Here is a 14,508-nt window from a genome sequence, read left to right on the forward strand (position 1 = left end):
TATGGCAATGCCGGCGGGATTATCCCCATCAGTGGCCCGTTCCTCGACGGTGAGAAGCGGTTTTTTTACCGGTAAGCGGCAAGGGTATGTGCTGGCTATTATCAGTGCCATGTTATTGGGTTTTACTGGGATTATTATCCGCATTCTCACCGTACATTATCATTTGCCGACTTCAGTTTTAGCTTTCTGGCGGGCAGGATTGGTCGCGGCAGTGCTGTTACCTATTTTATTGGTGGTCAGGCCTGAATGGGCTAAATTACGCCGCGATCAGGTCAAATTTTATTTGGCTTATGGTCTGTTGCTCGCGGTATTTAATGGCTTATGGACAGAATCCGTCGCATTAAATGGGGCATCGATATCCACTATTCTGGTGTATTGCTCGGTGGGTTTTACGGTTTTTCTTGGTTGGATTTTTTATAACGAATATATGGGGTGGCGTGAGTTAATCGTTATCGTGATCAGTCTGGTGGGCTGTTTTCTGGTCAGTGATGGGCTGAATATCACGGCGGCAAATTTTAATTTTATTGGTTTGTTCATTGGGCTGGCGTCGGGCATTGGTTACAGCTTTTATACTCTGGCAGGGCGAATTGCCACTGATCGCCGTTATCCGGTGTGGAATACTATTTTGTATGTATTTGGTTTCTCGGCTGTCTATCAGCTGATATTTAACCAACTGCTTTTATGGTTTCCAATACAAGGATTACAGCAGATGGTCGGAAATCTGTTTTTCTTGTCCAGAGGGGCGGAGGGTATTCAATGGTCTGGCTGGTGGCTATTACTGATTCTGGCGGCAGGCCCGACATTACTGGGCTTTGGCCTGTTTAATCTGAGTTTGAAGACGCTGCCGCTGGCGGTTGCCAGTTTGATATTAACCTTGGAGTTGATTTTCACCGCGGTGATTGCTTATTTTCTATTGGGAGAAACCTTATCGGCGGCGCAATTACTCGGCAGCGCATTGGTCTTATTGGGCGTATTAATGCTGCACAGAAAAGAGAATGTGACTAATGAGATAGCGGCGCAGAATAACGCTGTTATCTCACCTTGATAATTTATTGCGCCGTTTTTCGGCGTAATGGTATGCGCAGCCGTTGCGCTAATATCACCCCTGCGAGGGTGATACCGCCCCCAATCAGATGGTAACTGTGCAATTGTTCATGCAGGAAAGTCACGGCGATAATGGCGGTAAACACCGGGGTCAGATTCATAAATATTGATGCGGTGTTTGCCCCCAGCCGCATGACACCGTGGATCCATAAATAAGGTGCAATAATAGAGGCCGGAATACCGGCAAATAATACTAACGGGATATTTTGTGCGGTTAATTGTACATCCGGTGCCAGCAGGAAATTGGGTATTAACAGCACCACACCAAAGACAATTTGCATATAAAGTGATTGCCAGTTGGGCAACTGAATCGCCCAGCGCTTGGTTAATACTCCGTAGAGAGCATAGGAAGCCGATGCGGCGAACATCATCAACTCGCCTTTGCCAATACCCTGTTGCAGCAATTGCGCCGGGTTACCCGCGCTGACTAACCACACTAATCCTCCTAATGACAATACGCTACCCAGAGCAATCCCGACCGTGGGAGCAACACGCAGCACCACAATACTAATAAGCACGGTAAGTAAGGGGATCAGCGAGCTAAGAATCCCCATAAACAGGGCGCTGACACTATGGGCGGCGTAATAAGCCAGGCTTTGGTATAGCACCATACCCAGCAGCCCCAAAATCATCAGTTTCCACCAATAGACGCGGATGGCCTGCCAGTTGCGGATAACACCCAGCAACAAAAATGGCGTGAGAGTCAGCAATGCCAGTACCCAGCGATAGAAGGAAATGGCGGCTGGATCGATAGCGGTGGCGGACATCTTGCTGACCACGGCATTGATTGACCAGATAATCACCGCGAAGAGGGGAAATAGCACATTCATACTTATAATTCTCATCTAACTCATATTAAGTGTAGTGTATCCTTGTCTGATTTATTCTATATACTGATAATCAGACAATCGTTGCTGTGATTAGGACAATTTACCCGCCATACTTCAAGCCGCAGGGGATAAATAACAATGACAAAAGCCAATTTCCCAGTGGTGGCGGCTATCGCGCCGCAGAATCTGTCTTTTCGCTGTGAAATATACAATGCTGATACTGAATTCCTGCCACATACCCATACTTACGGGCAATTGATATGTGTTAAGTCGGGTGTGCTGGCAATGAGTATTGGCGGCCAGCGTTTTCTGGCCCCGCCTGAATTCAGTGTTTGGGTTCCCGCCGGGGTCGAGCATTCCAGCTATAACCGCAAACCGATGCATTTTCGTGCTATTGATATCGCGCTGGAACTCTGTGATGGACTACCCACGTCAGCTTGCCTTATCAATATCAGCCCGATCTTTAATGCTATCGTGGAAAATTGCTTCTCGCGGGGTTTGTTAATGCCGGAAAGTGAACCCGATATGCGCTTAGGATCGGTGCTGATTGACCAGCTCAAAGTCTCGCCGGTGCAGTGTACTTATTTGCCAACCTCACAAGATAAGTTGTTGTCGCCCATTCTAACAGCACTGGAGCGCTGCCCATCTGACAATACCTCGCTAGCACTCTGGGCTAAACGGGTCTATACCACTGAACGCACTTTATCGCGCCGTTGCCAGCAGGAGTTGGGCATGGCGTTTAGCGAGTGGCGGCAACGATTACGCTTTTTACATGCCATTTCGCTACTGGAACAAGGGCGAACAGTGCAAAGTGTGGCACTGGATGTTGGCTATAGCTCATCCTCTGCGTTTATTGCCATGTTCCAACAAATATCAGGGACCACACCGGAGCGTTTCCGCAGAGACAATAGTGGCCTATAATGTCCCCCCTTCCTGTTTTTAGGGCAGTAAGCTGCCGGAGAACAAAGTGAAAATTCTGGTTGATGAGAATATGCCGTATGCCGATGCGCTCTTCCAGCGATTAGGTGATGTACAGGCGGTGCCGGGGCGGCCAATTCCCCTTGATGCACTCGCTGGTGCAGATGCGCTGATGGTGCGCTCGGTCACCAAAGTAAATGAGGCGCTATTGCAAGGCACGTCCATTCGCTTTGTCGGCACGGCGACCGCCGGTACTGACCATGTTGATGAAAACTGGCTACAGCAACAGGGCATTGGCTTCTCCGCAGCGCCTGGTTGTAATGCTATCGCCGTGGTTGAATATGTTTTTTCTGCGCTGATGATGATGGCTGAACGCGATGGCTTCCAGTTGCGTGATAAAACTGTCGGTATCATTGGTGTCGGTAATGTGGGATCGCGACTGAATGCTCGCCTGCAAGCTCTTGGCGTAAAAACGCTGCTGTGTGATCCTCCACGCGCGGATCGAGGCGATAAAGAGGCGTTCTGGCCACTGGAAAAACTGGTGCGCGAAGCTGACGTTCTCACTTTCCATACGCCGCTGAATAAAACTGGCCCTTATCAAAGCTTGCACATGGCGGATGATGAGCTGTTGGCGGCGTTACCGGACGGCCGCATTCTGATTAATGCTTGCCGTGGCGCGGTGGTCGATAATGCCGCATTGCTCCGTGCGCTGGAGAAAGGTAAAAAGCTCAGTGTGGTGTTGGATGTGTGGGAGCCGGAGCCAGAGTTATCTTTGCCGCTATTGGCCCGCGTTGATATTGGCACCCCGCATATTGCCGGATACACCTTAGAAGGCAAAGCGCGCGGTACCACCCAAGTGTTTGAAGCATTTAGCCAATATCTGGGTCAGCCGCAATCTGTCGAACTTGCCAGCTTGCTGCCGCCACCAGAGTTCAGCCAGTTACGATTAAATGGTGAGCTGGACGAAGGCAAATTAAAACGATTGATGCACTTGGTGTATGATGTGCGCCGCGATGATGCGCCGCTGCGCCGTGTCGCTGGTCTGCCGGGCGAGTTTGACCGCTTGCGCAAGCATTATCAGGAGCGGCGCGAATGGTCATCACTTTGCGTGCAGTGCGATGACGCTGCCAGTGCCGAGTTGCTACAGAAGTTAGGGTTTAGCACCAATACCCTTCGTCCTTGAAGCCACAGGGATGTTAGCTACGCTCACGAACCCGAATCACTTACTTATGTAAGCTCATCGGGATTCGTTCGTTTGCTGCCTACCTGCAACTCCAATGACTTTGGAGATGTCGAATTAATTCATCAGTAAATGACCATTCTGTTATTTGCATAACTCTTTGTAATTTAATGAACGTTAGTGGAGAAAACCAACATGTCTGACGGCTGGAATATTGCTCTGTTAGGAGCAACGGGCGCAGTAGGTGAAGCTTTGCTGGAGCTGTTAAGTGAGCGCCAGTTCCCAGTTGGTGAATTGTATCCGCTGGCCAGCGAGCGCAGTGCCGGTGCGACAGTGCGCTTTAATGGTAAAAGTGTACTAGTGGAAAATGTTGCAGAATTTGACTGGTCGCAGGCGCAGTTGGCTTTCTTTGTCGCTGGCCGTGAAGCTTCTGCACAATATGCGGAAGAAGCGGGGAATGCTGGCTGTCTGGTCATCGACAGCAGCGGCTTATTCGCAATGGAGCCGGATGTGCCGTTGGTGGTGCCGAGTGTGAATCCTCAAGTTTTGGCCGATTATCGTAATCGCAATATTGTGGCGGTCGCCGATAGCCTGACCAGCCAACTGTTGACCGCGATTAAACCGCTGACTGAACAGGCCGGTTTATCCCGCCTGCATGTTACCGCGCTGCTTTCGGCTTCTGCCCATGGCAAAGCTGCAGTGGATGACCTTGCAGGGCAAAGTGCTAAATTACTCAATGGTATCCCCGCCGAGCCGGGCATTTTCGCCAAGCAATTGGCATTTAACGTTTTACCGCTACTGGCGGATGAAGAGGGCAGTGTGCGCGAAGAGCGCCGCTTGGTGGATCAGGTGCGTAAAGTCTTACAAGATGACGGCTTGCCTATCTCCGTGACTTGCATCCAGTCGCCGGTATTTTATGGCCAGGCACAGGTGGTTCATCTGGAAGCGTTACGTCCGATCTCCTCAGATGAAGCTCGCAGTGAACTGGAAAGTTGCGAAGATATTCAATTATCTGAAGAAGATGATTATCCGACTCAAGTCAGTGACGCTTCTGGCAGTGATGTCTTAAGTATTGGTTGTATCCGCAATGACTATGGTATTCCCGAAGTGTTGCAGTTCTGGTCGGTGGCCGACAACATTCGTTTTGGTGGTGCATTGATGGCGATTGAAACGGCGGAGCGCCTGTTGCAGGAGCAACTATACTGATGTCCGAACTTGAGTTGACCCAGCCAGAAAGTGCCGAGGCTAAAGCTGCGGGCATTAAAATTGCGCTGGGTATTGAATACAACGGTAGCCGCTATTTTGGTTGGCAACGCCAGCAAGAAGTGACCAGCGTCCAAGCTTGCCTGGAGGCCGCGCTCTCGAAAGTCGCCAATGAGCCTATTGGCGTACTTTGTGCTGGGCGAACGGATGCTGGTGTGCACGCGACCGGGCAGGTGGTCCATTTTGTTACCACGGCTGAGCGCAAAGAAGCCGCCTGGACGATGGGTGTCAACAGTCATTTACCCCCCGATATTGCAGTTCGTTGGGTAAAAACGGTTGATGATGATTTTCACGCCCGCTTCAGTGCTACGGCTCGTCGCTACCGTTACATTATTTTTAATCATCGCTACCGCCCTGCGGTATTGGCGCAAGGGGTAACCCATTGTTATCTGCCGCTCGATGCCGAAAAAATGCAACAGGCTGCGCAAAGTTTGCTCGGCGAGCACGATTTTACCTCGTTCCGTGCCGTACAATGCCAGTCCCGTAGCCCGTGGCGAAATGTAAAACATGTCAAAGTTACCCGACATGGTGCGTATATCGTGGTAGATATCAAAGCCAACGCCTTTGTTCATCATATGGTGCGTAATATTGTCGGCAGCTTGATAGAGGTGGGTTGCGGCAATCAAGATGTCACTTGGATAGCAGAGTTGCTCGCACTGAAAGACCGAGCACGTGCAGCGGCAACCGCCAAAGCGGAAGGATTATATTTAGTCGCCGTCGACTATCCTGAACACTTTGCATTACCGAAAGCGCCGATGGGGCCACTTTTTTTAGCTGATGACTGAATCGTAGCCTTATTTTATGTCACTTTATTTTAGATAATAAGGCGAGTTTGACTGTCTGGTGAGCGGGGCTTAAGGAATCCCTAAGGAAGTTCAGCTAAACTCGCTCAATCAAAGATTAAGCTCGTTTACCTCTCGAGAATATTTATGGAATTTATACGTTTCGTTATTGATTTTATTTTGCATATTGATGTTCATCTAGCGGAGCTGGTGGCGCAGTATGGAATCTGGGTTTATGCCATTTTATTCCTGATTTTATTCTGTGAAACTGGCCTGGTAGTGACGCCATTTTTACCGGGTGACTCTCTGTTATTTGTGGCCGGAGCTTTGGCTTCCTTGCCCTCCAATGATATCAATGTCCATGTTATGGTTGCTTTGATGGTCACGGCTGCCATTCTGGGCGATGCCGTCAACTACGCCATTGGCCGGGTATTCGGTGAAAAACTATTCAGTAACCCGGACTCCAAAATTTTCCGTCGCAGTTATCTGGATAAAACGCATCAGTTTTATGAAAAACATGGTGGCAAAGCGATTATTCTGGCGCGATTTGTCCCGATTATTCGTACTTTTGCGCCGTTTGTCGCGGGTATGGGGAAAATGTCCTATCGTCACTTTGCCGCTTATAACGTGATTGGGGCATTAGTATGGGTGCTGTTATTCACCTATGCTGGCTATTGGTTTGGTAACATGCCGTTTGTTCAGGAAAATCTGAAATTACTGATTGTCGCCATTATTGTGGTGTCAATTTTACCCGGCGTATTTGAGGTCTGGCGCCATCGGCGTGCGAGTTCTCGGCAGAAAAATCAGTAAAAACGTTACCTGAGCCGTGGGTTCGACCAGTTTTTTATCTACACTGTCGAGCCAATATGGTTTAATGAGTAACATTTATGGTCTGTTCCTGTAGATAATCCGAGTTTAGTGCCAGTTTAGTGCCTTGGTTACAGCTACATTGTACCGGCCTATAACATGGGTATTTTTATTGGTTTTTTTCAGGAAGATGGTTAAAGCACGCACAGCGGACTGGCAATAGCCAGGTTCAAACAGAAAGGTCATCGATGAGCTGGATTGAACGAATTCTTAACAAAAGCAATATCACACAAACCCGTAAAGCGAGTATTCCTGAAGGGGTGTGGACAAAATGCGACAGTTGCGGTCAGGTACTTTATCGTGCCGAGTTAGAGCGCAATCTGGAAGTGTGTCCTAAGTGTGATCACCACATGCGAATGTCCGCCCGCGCGCGGTTACATATGCTGTTGGATGCTGGCAGTGAAGTCGAATTGGGTAGCGAACTGGAGCCGAAGGATATCCTGAAATTCAGGGATTCCAAAAAGTATAAAGATCGCCTCTCTGCTGCACAAAAAGAGACAGGCGAGAAAGATGCTTTGGTTGCTATGAAAGGAACCTTGCAAGGGATGCCTATTGTGGCGGTTTCATTTGAATTTGCCTTCATGGGCGGTTCAATGGCGTCAGTGGTAGGTGCTCGCTTTGTTCGCGCAGTAGAAAAAGCGCTGGAAGATAATTGTCCACTGGTGTGTTTCTCTTCCAGTGGCGGTGCCCGTATGCAGGAAGCATTGATGTCTCTGATGCAGATGGCAAAAACCAGTGCTGCTCTGGCGAAAATGCAAGAGCGCGGTTTGCCATATATATCAGTGCTGACTGACCCGACCATGGGCGGTGTTTCCGCTAGTCTGGCGATGTTGGGTGATATCAATATTGCTGAACCGAAAGCATTGATCGGTTTTGCTGGCCCTCGGGTTATCGAACAAACTGTTCGTGAAAAACTGCCACCGGGTTTCCAACGCAGTGAATTCTTAATTGAAAAAGGCGCTATCGACATGATAGTTCGCCGTCCGGTTATGCGTCAGACGCTAGCCAGCATCTTGTCGAAATTGACTCATCAGCCGCAGCCAAGCGTGGTTGAAGCCAAGGCTGATGCAGCGGTGACTAATAATCAGGCTGATGCCTGATTAACTGAACGGGCATCACCCTGATAAGGTGGTGCCCGATTATTGTGCATTATCGTTGCTTGAGCTTTATCGCTTTAAAAAAGAAAATATTTACCCAAAATAATTCGAGTTGCAGGATGGCGGCAATTGAGTGATAACTTGGTTGTAAACCATGCTGAATATCGCTTACGCCGGCTCGCAGGGTGAGTCTCATGAGAGGCTCAGAATCTCGATGAATTGACACCAGTCAATGATTCGGGTGAATGAAAGCAGCCAACGCACATGCAGCTTGAAGTAGGATGGCTATAAAGGTCAGTGGTGGGACTCATGGACAACAATCAAATTCCCCAAGCCACGTCGCCTTTGGCCGCGTGGCTTTACTATCTTGAACGTTTGCATTCTCAGCCAATCGAGCTGGGGCTGGAGCGTGTTAAACAGGTTGCTGAGCGTCTGGATTTGCTTAAACCTGCCCCTAAAGTATTTACCGTTGCCGGTACTAATGGCAAAGGCACCACCTGCTGTACCTTGGAATCCATTTTACTGGCAGCGGGCCTGCGGGTCGGGGTATATAGCTCACCCCATCTTCTGCGTTATACCGAGCGCGTTCGTATTCAGGGGCAAGAGCTATCTGAGGCCGAACATAGCCATTCTTTTGCCAAAATTGAAGCCGGGCGCCAAGATATATCATTGACTTACTTCGAGTTCGGTACCTTATCTGCATTGCAACTGTTTAAGCAGGCTAAGCTTGATGTGGTCATTCTCGAAGTGGGCTTAGGTGGGCGTTTGGATGCAACTAATATTGTTGATTCGGATGTTGCCGCCATCACCAGCATTGCAATAGACCATACTGACTGGCTGGGGTTTGATCGTGACAGCATTGGCCGGGAAAAAGCCGGTGTATTCCGTGCGGGTAAACCCGCGGTGGTAGGCGAACCTGATATGCCACAGTCTATTGCAGATGTTGCTGCAAAACTCGGTGCGCACTTGTATCAGCGGGATATCGCCTGGCAATTCAGTCAGCAAGAAAAAAGCTGGAAATGGCACTGCGATGGTCACCAATGGAGCGAGTTACCGTTGCCGAATGTGCCGCTAGCCAATGCTGCGACTGCGTTGGCAGTATTGCATTATTCCGGATTGTCATTGAGCGAAGAGGTGATTCGCCAGGGGTTGCAGGCCGCCAGTTTACCTGGGCGTTTTCAGATAGTCAGTGAGCAGCCACTGTTGATTTTGGATGTGGCTCATAATCCGCACGCAGCACGTTATTTGACTGATAAACTGGCTAAATTGCCCAAACAGGGCAAAGTGCGCGCGGTAGTCGGGATGTTATCGGATAAAGATATTGGTGGTACGTTGGCATGCTTATCTGAGCAAGTTGATGAATGGTACTGCGCGCCGCTGGAAGGGCCGCGTGGAGCCAGTGCGGAGCAATTAGCCGAGTATTTGGCACAATCACGCCAGTTTAGTGATGTCGAAACTGCCTGGCGACAAGCTGTGCAGGATGCAGAACCACAGGATGTGGTCATTGTCTGTGGCTCTTTCCATACAGTTGCTCACGTCATGGCAGCGTTGAATTTGTAACAGCTTGAATTGATAAAGCATTGAGGGGCGAGTGAGTGGCAAGTAAGTTCCAGAACCGTTTAGTTGGGACCATAATTTTGGTGGCTTTGGGCGTGATTGTGCTGCCGGGGTTGCTGGATGGTAAAAAGAAGCATTATGAGGATGAGTTTGCTGCCATTCCATTAGTGCCAAAACCCGGTGATAGCCAGGAGATTGATGCGGTTCCGCCGATCAATCAGCCTCTACCTATTGCGCCGCCGGAAGGCGCAGCGCAAGCTGTGGAAGTCCCTAAAGATGATTTCGCCTCTCAGGCCGCTAATGATGCCGGTAATTTGCCATCTGAACCGACTATCGTGGCACCGCCACCGCTACAAAGTAAGCCGGTTGAAGTGAAACCGGTCGAGAAAAAACCGGCTGAGGTTAAACCAGTAGAAAGTAAGCCAGTTGAGGTTAAGCCAGTTCCAGTCGAGAAAAAACCGCAGGAAGTTAAGCCAAAATCTGAGGTTAAACCGGAAACTCAGCCGGAAAGCAAACCGGTCACGGAAGAAAAAGCACCCGTAGGGCAGGCTTATGTTGTCCAACTGGGGGCATTGAAAAATGCGGCCAAAGTGAATGAAATTGTTGCGACACTGCGCTTGTCAGGCCATCGGGCATTTACAGTGCCAGCAACGCCGGTTCAGGGCCAGATTACCCGCGTCTTCGTGGGGCCGGATGCGTCAAAGCAAAAGCTACAATCGGCCTTGCCAGAACTTAATTCATTAAGTGGTCTGAATGGGCAGGTTAAGCCTTATGGCACGGGGCGCTAAAGTTTGAATAAAGGTTAAAAACATCAGGGTGTTCAGGGTTTTTAACGCTAAGTTTGTGCGGTGATTGTTGTTTTTAAAATCGCCGCACTTTAATTTGTCGCCGGTCATAATTCCTCTACGCAAACGTTTTCTTTTTCTGTTAGAATTCGCCGCGAACAGGATGCAGCGGCGATTTCGTCATTGGAATAGTCATGGTCTGGATTGATTACGTCATTATAGGGATTATCGGATTTTCTGCTTTAGTCAGCTTAATCCGGGGTTTTGTCCGTGAAGCATTGTCACTTGTTACATGGGGATGTGCGTTTTTTGTTGCCAGTCATTTTTACACTTACCTTGCTGTCTACTTCACTCGTTTTGAGGACGAAGTGGTTCGCAACGGAATTGCTATCGGCATTTTGTTCATCGCGACATTGATCGTCGGGGCTATTGTTAACTATGTGATTAGTTCGCTGGTTGAACGTACGGGATTATCAGGAACTGACAGAGTGCTGGGGATCTGTTTTGGGGCGCTGAGAGGCGTTCTGATTGTCTCTGCCATGTTGTTCTTTCTGGATACGTTTACCGGTTTCTCACAGAGTGTTGACTGGAAGCAGTCGCAATTAATCCCGCAGTTCAGTTATATCATCAGGTGGTTTTTTGACTATCTGCAGAGCACGTCGAGTTTCTTACCGAATCAATTACCGATTCGGAGCGGCTTATGAGGAAAAGACAACATGTGCGGTATTGTCGGTATCGCCGGTTTTGCACCGGTAAACCAGTCGATTTATGATGCGCTGACGGTGCTTCAGCACCGAGGCCAGGATGCTGCGGGCATCGTTACCATTGATGCCCATAATGGGTTCCGGCTGCGTAAAGCGAACGGCTTGGTGAAGGATGTATTTGAAACCCGGCATATGCTGCGCTTACAGGGGAACATGGGGATTGGTCATGTTCGTTACCCAACGGCAGGCAGTTCCAGTGCTTCCGAGGCTCAGCCTTTCTATGTTAACTCACCGTTTGGCATCACTTTGGCTCATAACGGTAATCTGACTAACGCTCACCAGTTGAGAAAAAAATTATTCGAAGTTTCTCGCCGTCATGTGAATACCACTTCTGACTCAGAAATTCTGCTGAATATTTTTGCCAGTGAATTGGACCGTTTCCAGCACTATCCGTTGGAGTCTGACAACATTTTTGCCGCTGTTGCTGCTACGCATCAGTTGATTCGTGGTGCCTATGCTTGTGTCGCGATGATTATCGGCCACGGCATGGTTGCTTTCCGTGATCCTAACGGTATTCGTCCACTGGTTATTGGCAGACGGACTCTTGCTGATGGCCGTAATGAATATATGGTCGCTTCTGAAAGTGTGGCGCTGGATACCCTTGGTTTCGAGTTTTTGCGTGATGTGGCACCGGGCGAAGCAGTGTATATCACCGAAAAAGGCCAGTTGTTCACCCGCCAGTGTGCGGAAAATCCAAAATACAATCCGTGCTTGTTTGAGTATGTTTATTTTGCCCGCCCAGACTCCTTTATGGATAAAATTTCTGTTTACAGTGCGCGTGTGCGCATGGGTCAGAAATTAGGTGCAAAAATTGCCAAACAGTGGGAAGACCTGGATATCGATGTTGTCATTCCTATCCCGGAAACTTCCTGTGATATCGCGCTGGAAATCGCCCGAATTCTGGATAAACCGTACCGCCAGGGGTTTGTGAAAAACCGTTATGTTGGCCGTACCTTTATCATGCCGGGCCAACAGGAACGCCGTAAATCAGTGCGCCGTAAACTGAATGCTAACCGCGCAGAATTTCGTGGTAAGAATGTATTATTGGTGGATGACTCGATTGTGCGCGGTACCACATCGGAACAAATTGTCGAAATGGCGCGTGAAGCTGGGGCAAATAAAGTGTATTTCGCCTCTGCCGCCCCGGAGATTCGTTTCCCGAATGTGTATGGTATCGATATGCCAAGTGCCAATGAGTTAATCGCACATGGTCGTGAAGTCGACGAGATTCGCCAGCTAATTGGCGCAGATGCACTGATTTTCCAAGATCTTACTGACCTTATCGAGGCTGTACGCGAAGATAACCCAGATATCACTCAGTTTGAGTGCTCAGTCTTTAATGGCGTTTACGTCACTAAAGATGTGGATCAAAGCTATCTGGAATATCTGGAGTCGTTACGCAACGATGATGCGCAAGCATTGCGTAATCATAACGAAGCGGAAAACCTGGAAATGCATAACGAGGGTTAACACCCTAAGTTACGCCAGTTTATGGCAGAGAATATGTTGCCGTAGCTGAAAAACAGAGTGTGAATCAAAAAGGTGCAACCAGCGTTCAAGCGCGGTGCACCTTTTTTTATGTAAGATAGCTTAGTGCCATAACTTGCTAATCCGTACCTGATGCGGCAAAGTTTGGCCTTATTCCGTTATGCTGCGCATAATTATTAGGCGGCTTTAGTTTGAGGTAGTTTTCCATGAAACGACTTATTATTGGCATAAGTGGTGCCAGCGGCGCCATTTATGGTGTTCGCCTGTTACAGGTGCTGCAACAGGTCGAGGGCGTGGAAACTCACTTGATTCTCAGCAATGCGGCGCGGCAGACACTAGCGCTTGAAACGGAGCTGAGTGTTAAGGAAGTGCAGGCGCTTGCGGATGTGGTACACGATTCTCGTGATATCGCCGCGTGTATCTCATCTGGTTCATTTAAGACCAGCGGCATGGTTATTTTACCCTGTTCAATCAAAACGTTATCAGGCATTGTCCATAGTTATACTGATGGCTTATTAACTCGCGCAGCTGATGTAATATTGAAAGAGCGCCGCCCATTGGTGCTATGCGTGCGTGAGACTCCACTGCACTTGGGCCATCTGCGGCTGATGGTACAGGCTGCTGAGTTGGGTGCGGTCATTATGCCGCCGATGCCTGCGTTTTATCACCGTCCGGAAACCATCGAAGATATTATTGATCAGACCGTTAACCGGGTTATTGATCAATTTGATATCGAGCTACCTAAAGATCTATTCATTCGCTGGCAAGGTGCCAATTAACATTTCTCCCTAAATTGATACATTTGTGCAACATCGCACTGAAATGGGGCGCATTATGCACCACAATAATGCTGTTTCAGAATGTGCACAGTTGCATAGATTGCGTATTCAGTTTTTGTCTACGACCCTATGCCCATACTGAGTGGTTTTTATGCCAATAAAGCAGTGATGGAATCAGCTTTCTCTCCTGATAATTACTGGCACGATTACTGCACATCGATTTATGGAAACTTATTGTTAGGGACGCTAAGGGTTGTAGATAAAACTAACGTACTTTGGGCATCAAAAATCAATTTGAGGATTATGTATGAATAAGAAGATTTTGGTTCTGCCTTTAATATTAGCATTGGCTGCTGCCAGCAGTGCTTTTGCTGCTATTCCTAAAGATATCAAAATTGGTACAGACCCAACGTATGCTCCTTTTGAATCGAAAAATGCCAGTGGTGAATTGGTAGGTTTTGATATTGATATAGCAAAAGAGCTATGCAACCGTATTGATACCAAATGTACTTTTGTTGAAAGTGATTTTGATGCACTGATTCCCTCGCTGAAAGCTAAAAAAATTGATGCGATTATTTCTTCACTCTCTATTACTGAAAAACGCCAAAAAGAGATTGCCTTCACCGACAAACTTTTCGCGGCTAATGCCCGTTTAATCGCCCCGAAAGGCAGTAAAGTTGAACCCACTTTGGTTGCTTTGAAAGGTAAGCGTGTTGGGGTATTACAAGGTTCTACTCAAGAAGCATTTGCCAATGCTGAGTGGCAGCCAAAAGGTATTGATGTTGTTGCCTATCAAAATCAGGATCTAATCTATTCAGACTTGAGTTCTGGCCGCATTGATGCCGCTTTCCAGGATGAAGTCGCAGGTAATGAAGGTTTCCTCAAACAAGAAGCAGGTAAAGATTATGCTTTCGCTGGCCCGTCAGTCAAAAATGATCAATTCTTTGGCATCGGTACCGGTATGGGATTGCGTAAAGATGATGTGGAACTGAAAGCGGCATTGGATAAAGCCTTTGCAGAAATGCGCAAAGATGGCACCTACGATAAACTCGCGAAAAAATATTTCGATTTTGATGTTTACGGTGGTTAATTCC

14 protein-coding genes are annotated in these 14,508 nt (G+C 48.3%); 13 read left to right on the forward strand and 1 reads right to left on the reverse strand.

The features are described from left to right. Position 1 precedes the first annotated feature (1 nt). On the forward strand, positions 2-1,045 hold the full coding sequence (locus tag OVO64_RS08140; protein ID WP_267248707.1) for a DMT family transporter: 1,044 nt from the start codon (positions 2-4) through the stop codon (positions 1,043-1,045). 4 nt (positions 1,046-1,049) lie between these two features. On the opposite strand, the gene OVO64_RS08145 is transcribed toward OVO64_RS08140, so the two are convergent. Then, positions 1,050-1,934, reverse strand: a complete 885-nt coding sequence (locus OVO64_RS08145; protein ID WP_267248708.1) for a DMT family transporter — start codon at positions 1,932-1,934, stop codon at positions 1,050-1,052. Positions 1,935-2,072: 138 nt separating this feature from the next. Here OVO64_RS08145 and OVO64_RS08150 point away from each other — a divergent pair, with 138 nt between their 5' ends. The 12 genes from OVO64_RS08150 (at position 2,073) to argT (ending at position 14,504) form a co-directional block, all read left to right on the forward strand. Continuing rightward, the gene (locus OVO64_RS08150) at positions 2,073-2,855 is read left to right on the forward strand and encodes an AraC family transcriptional regulator (protein WP_038631754.1); all 783 of its coding nucleotides are present in this window, start codon (positions 2,073-2,075) and stop codon (positions 2,853-2,855) included. 46 nt (positions 2,856-2,901) lie between these two features. Beyond that, positions 2,902-4,035, forward strand: coding sequence for a 4-phosphoerythronate dehydrogenase PdxB (pdxB, locus tag OVO64_RS08155; RefSeq protein ID WP_120011337.1), 1,134 nt, complete (start codon positions 2,902-2,904; stop codon positions 4,033-4,035). Between the two features lie 192 nt (positions 4,036-4,227). Next, the gene (locus tag OVO64_RS08160; protein WP_032820321.1) at positions 4,228-5,238 is read left to right on the forward strand and encodes an aspartate-semialdehyde dehydrogenase; all 1,011 of its coding nucleotides are present in this window, start codon (positions 4,228-4,230) and stop codon (positions 5,236-5,238) included. Further along, on the forward strand, positions 5,238-6,080 hold the full coding sequence (truA, locus tag OVO64_RS08165; RefSeq protein WP_042562393.1) for a tRNA pseudouridine(38-40) synthase TruA: 843 nt from the start codon (positions 5,238-5,240) through the stop codon (positions 6,078-6,080). Before OVO64_RS08160 ends, truA begins: the two co-directional genes overlap by 1 nt. A 144-nt stretch (positions 6,081-6,224) precedes the next feature. After that, positions 6,225-6,887 (forward strand): DedA family protein, encoded by a 663-nt coding sequence (locus OVO64_RS08170; RefSeq protein WP_038631759.1) that lies wholly within the window; start codon positions 6,225-6,227, stop codon positions 6,885-6,887. Between the two features lie 245 nt (positions 6,888-7,132). Continuing rightward, positions 7,133-8,044 (forward strand): acetyl-CoA carboxylase, carboxyltransferase subunit beta, encoded by a 912-nt coding sequence (accD, locus tag OVO64_RS08175; protein ID WP_038631762.1) that lies wholly within the window; start codon positions 7,133-7,135, stop codon positions 8,042-8,044. A gap of 306 nt (positions 8,045-8,350) precedes the next feature. Next, positions 8,351-9,601, forward strand: a complete 1,251-nt coding sequence (gene folC / locus OVO64_RS08180; protein ID WP_038631765.1) for a bifunctional tetrahydrofolate synthase/dihydrofolate synthase — start codon at positions 8,351-8,353, stop codon at positions 9,599-9,601. A 35-nt stretch (positions 9,602-9,636) separates the two neighbouring features. Beyond that, entirely contained in the window at positions 9,637-10,386 is a 750-nt protein-coding gene (gene dedD, locus OVO64_RS08185; RefSeq protein ID WP_038631767.1) for a cell division protein DedD, read from the forward strand. A gap of 191 nt (positions 10,387-10,577) precedes the next feature. Continuing rightward, positions 10,578-11,087 (forward strand): colicin V production protein, encoded by a 510-nt coding sequence (gene cvpA, locus OVO64_RS08190; RefSeq protein ID WP_004391612.1) that lies wholly within the window; start codon positions 10,578-10,580, stop codon positions 11,085-11,087. Positions 11,088-11,099: 12 nt separating this feature from the next. Beyond that, positions 11,100-12,617, forward strand: coding sequence for an amidophosphoribosyltransferase (gene purF / locus OVO64_RS08195; RefSeq protein WP_038631770.1), 1,518 nt, complete (start codon positions 11,100-11,102; stop codon positions 12,615-12,617). A gap of 224 nt (positions 12,618-12,841) precedes the next feature. After that, positions 12,842-13,414 carry a UbiX family flavin prenyltransferase gene (locus tag OVO64_RS08200; RefSeq protein ID WP_145509507.1) on the forward strand — a complete coding sequence of 191 codons (573 nt, stop codon included), beginning with the start codon at positions 12,842-12,844 and terminating at the stop codon, positions 13,412-13,414. Between the two features lie 307 nt (positions 13,415-13,721). Beyond that, complete coding sequence (gene argT / locus OVO64_RS08205; RefSeq protein ID WP_038631776.1) at positions 13,722-14,504, forward strand: lysine/arginine/ornithine ABC transporter substrate-binding protein ArgT; 783 nt, start codon at positions 13,722-13,724, stop codon at positions 14,502-14,504. Positions 14,505-14,508 lie beyond the last annotated feature (4 nt).

Source organism: Yersinia sp. Marseille-Q5920 (assembly GCF_946902935.1).
Lineage (GTDB): Bacteria > Pseudomonadota > Gammaproteobacteria > Enterobacterales > Enterobacteriaceae > Yersinia > Yersinia rochesterensis.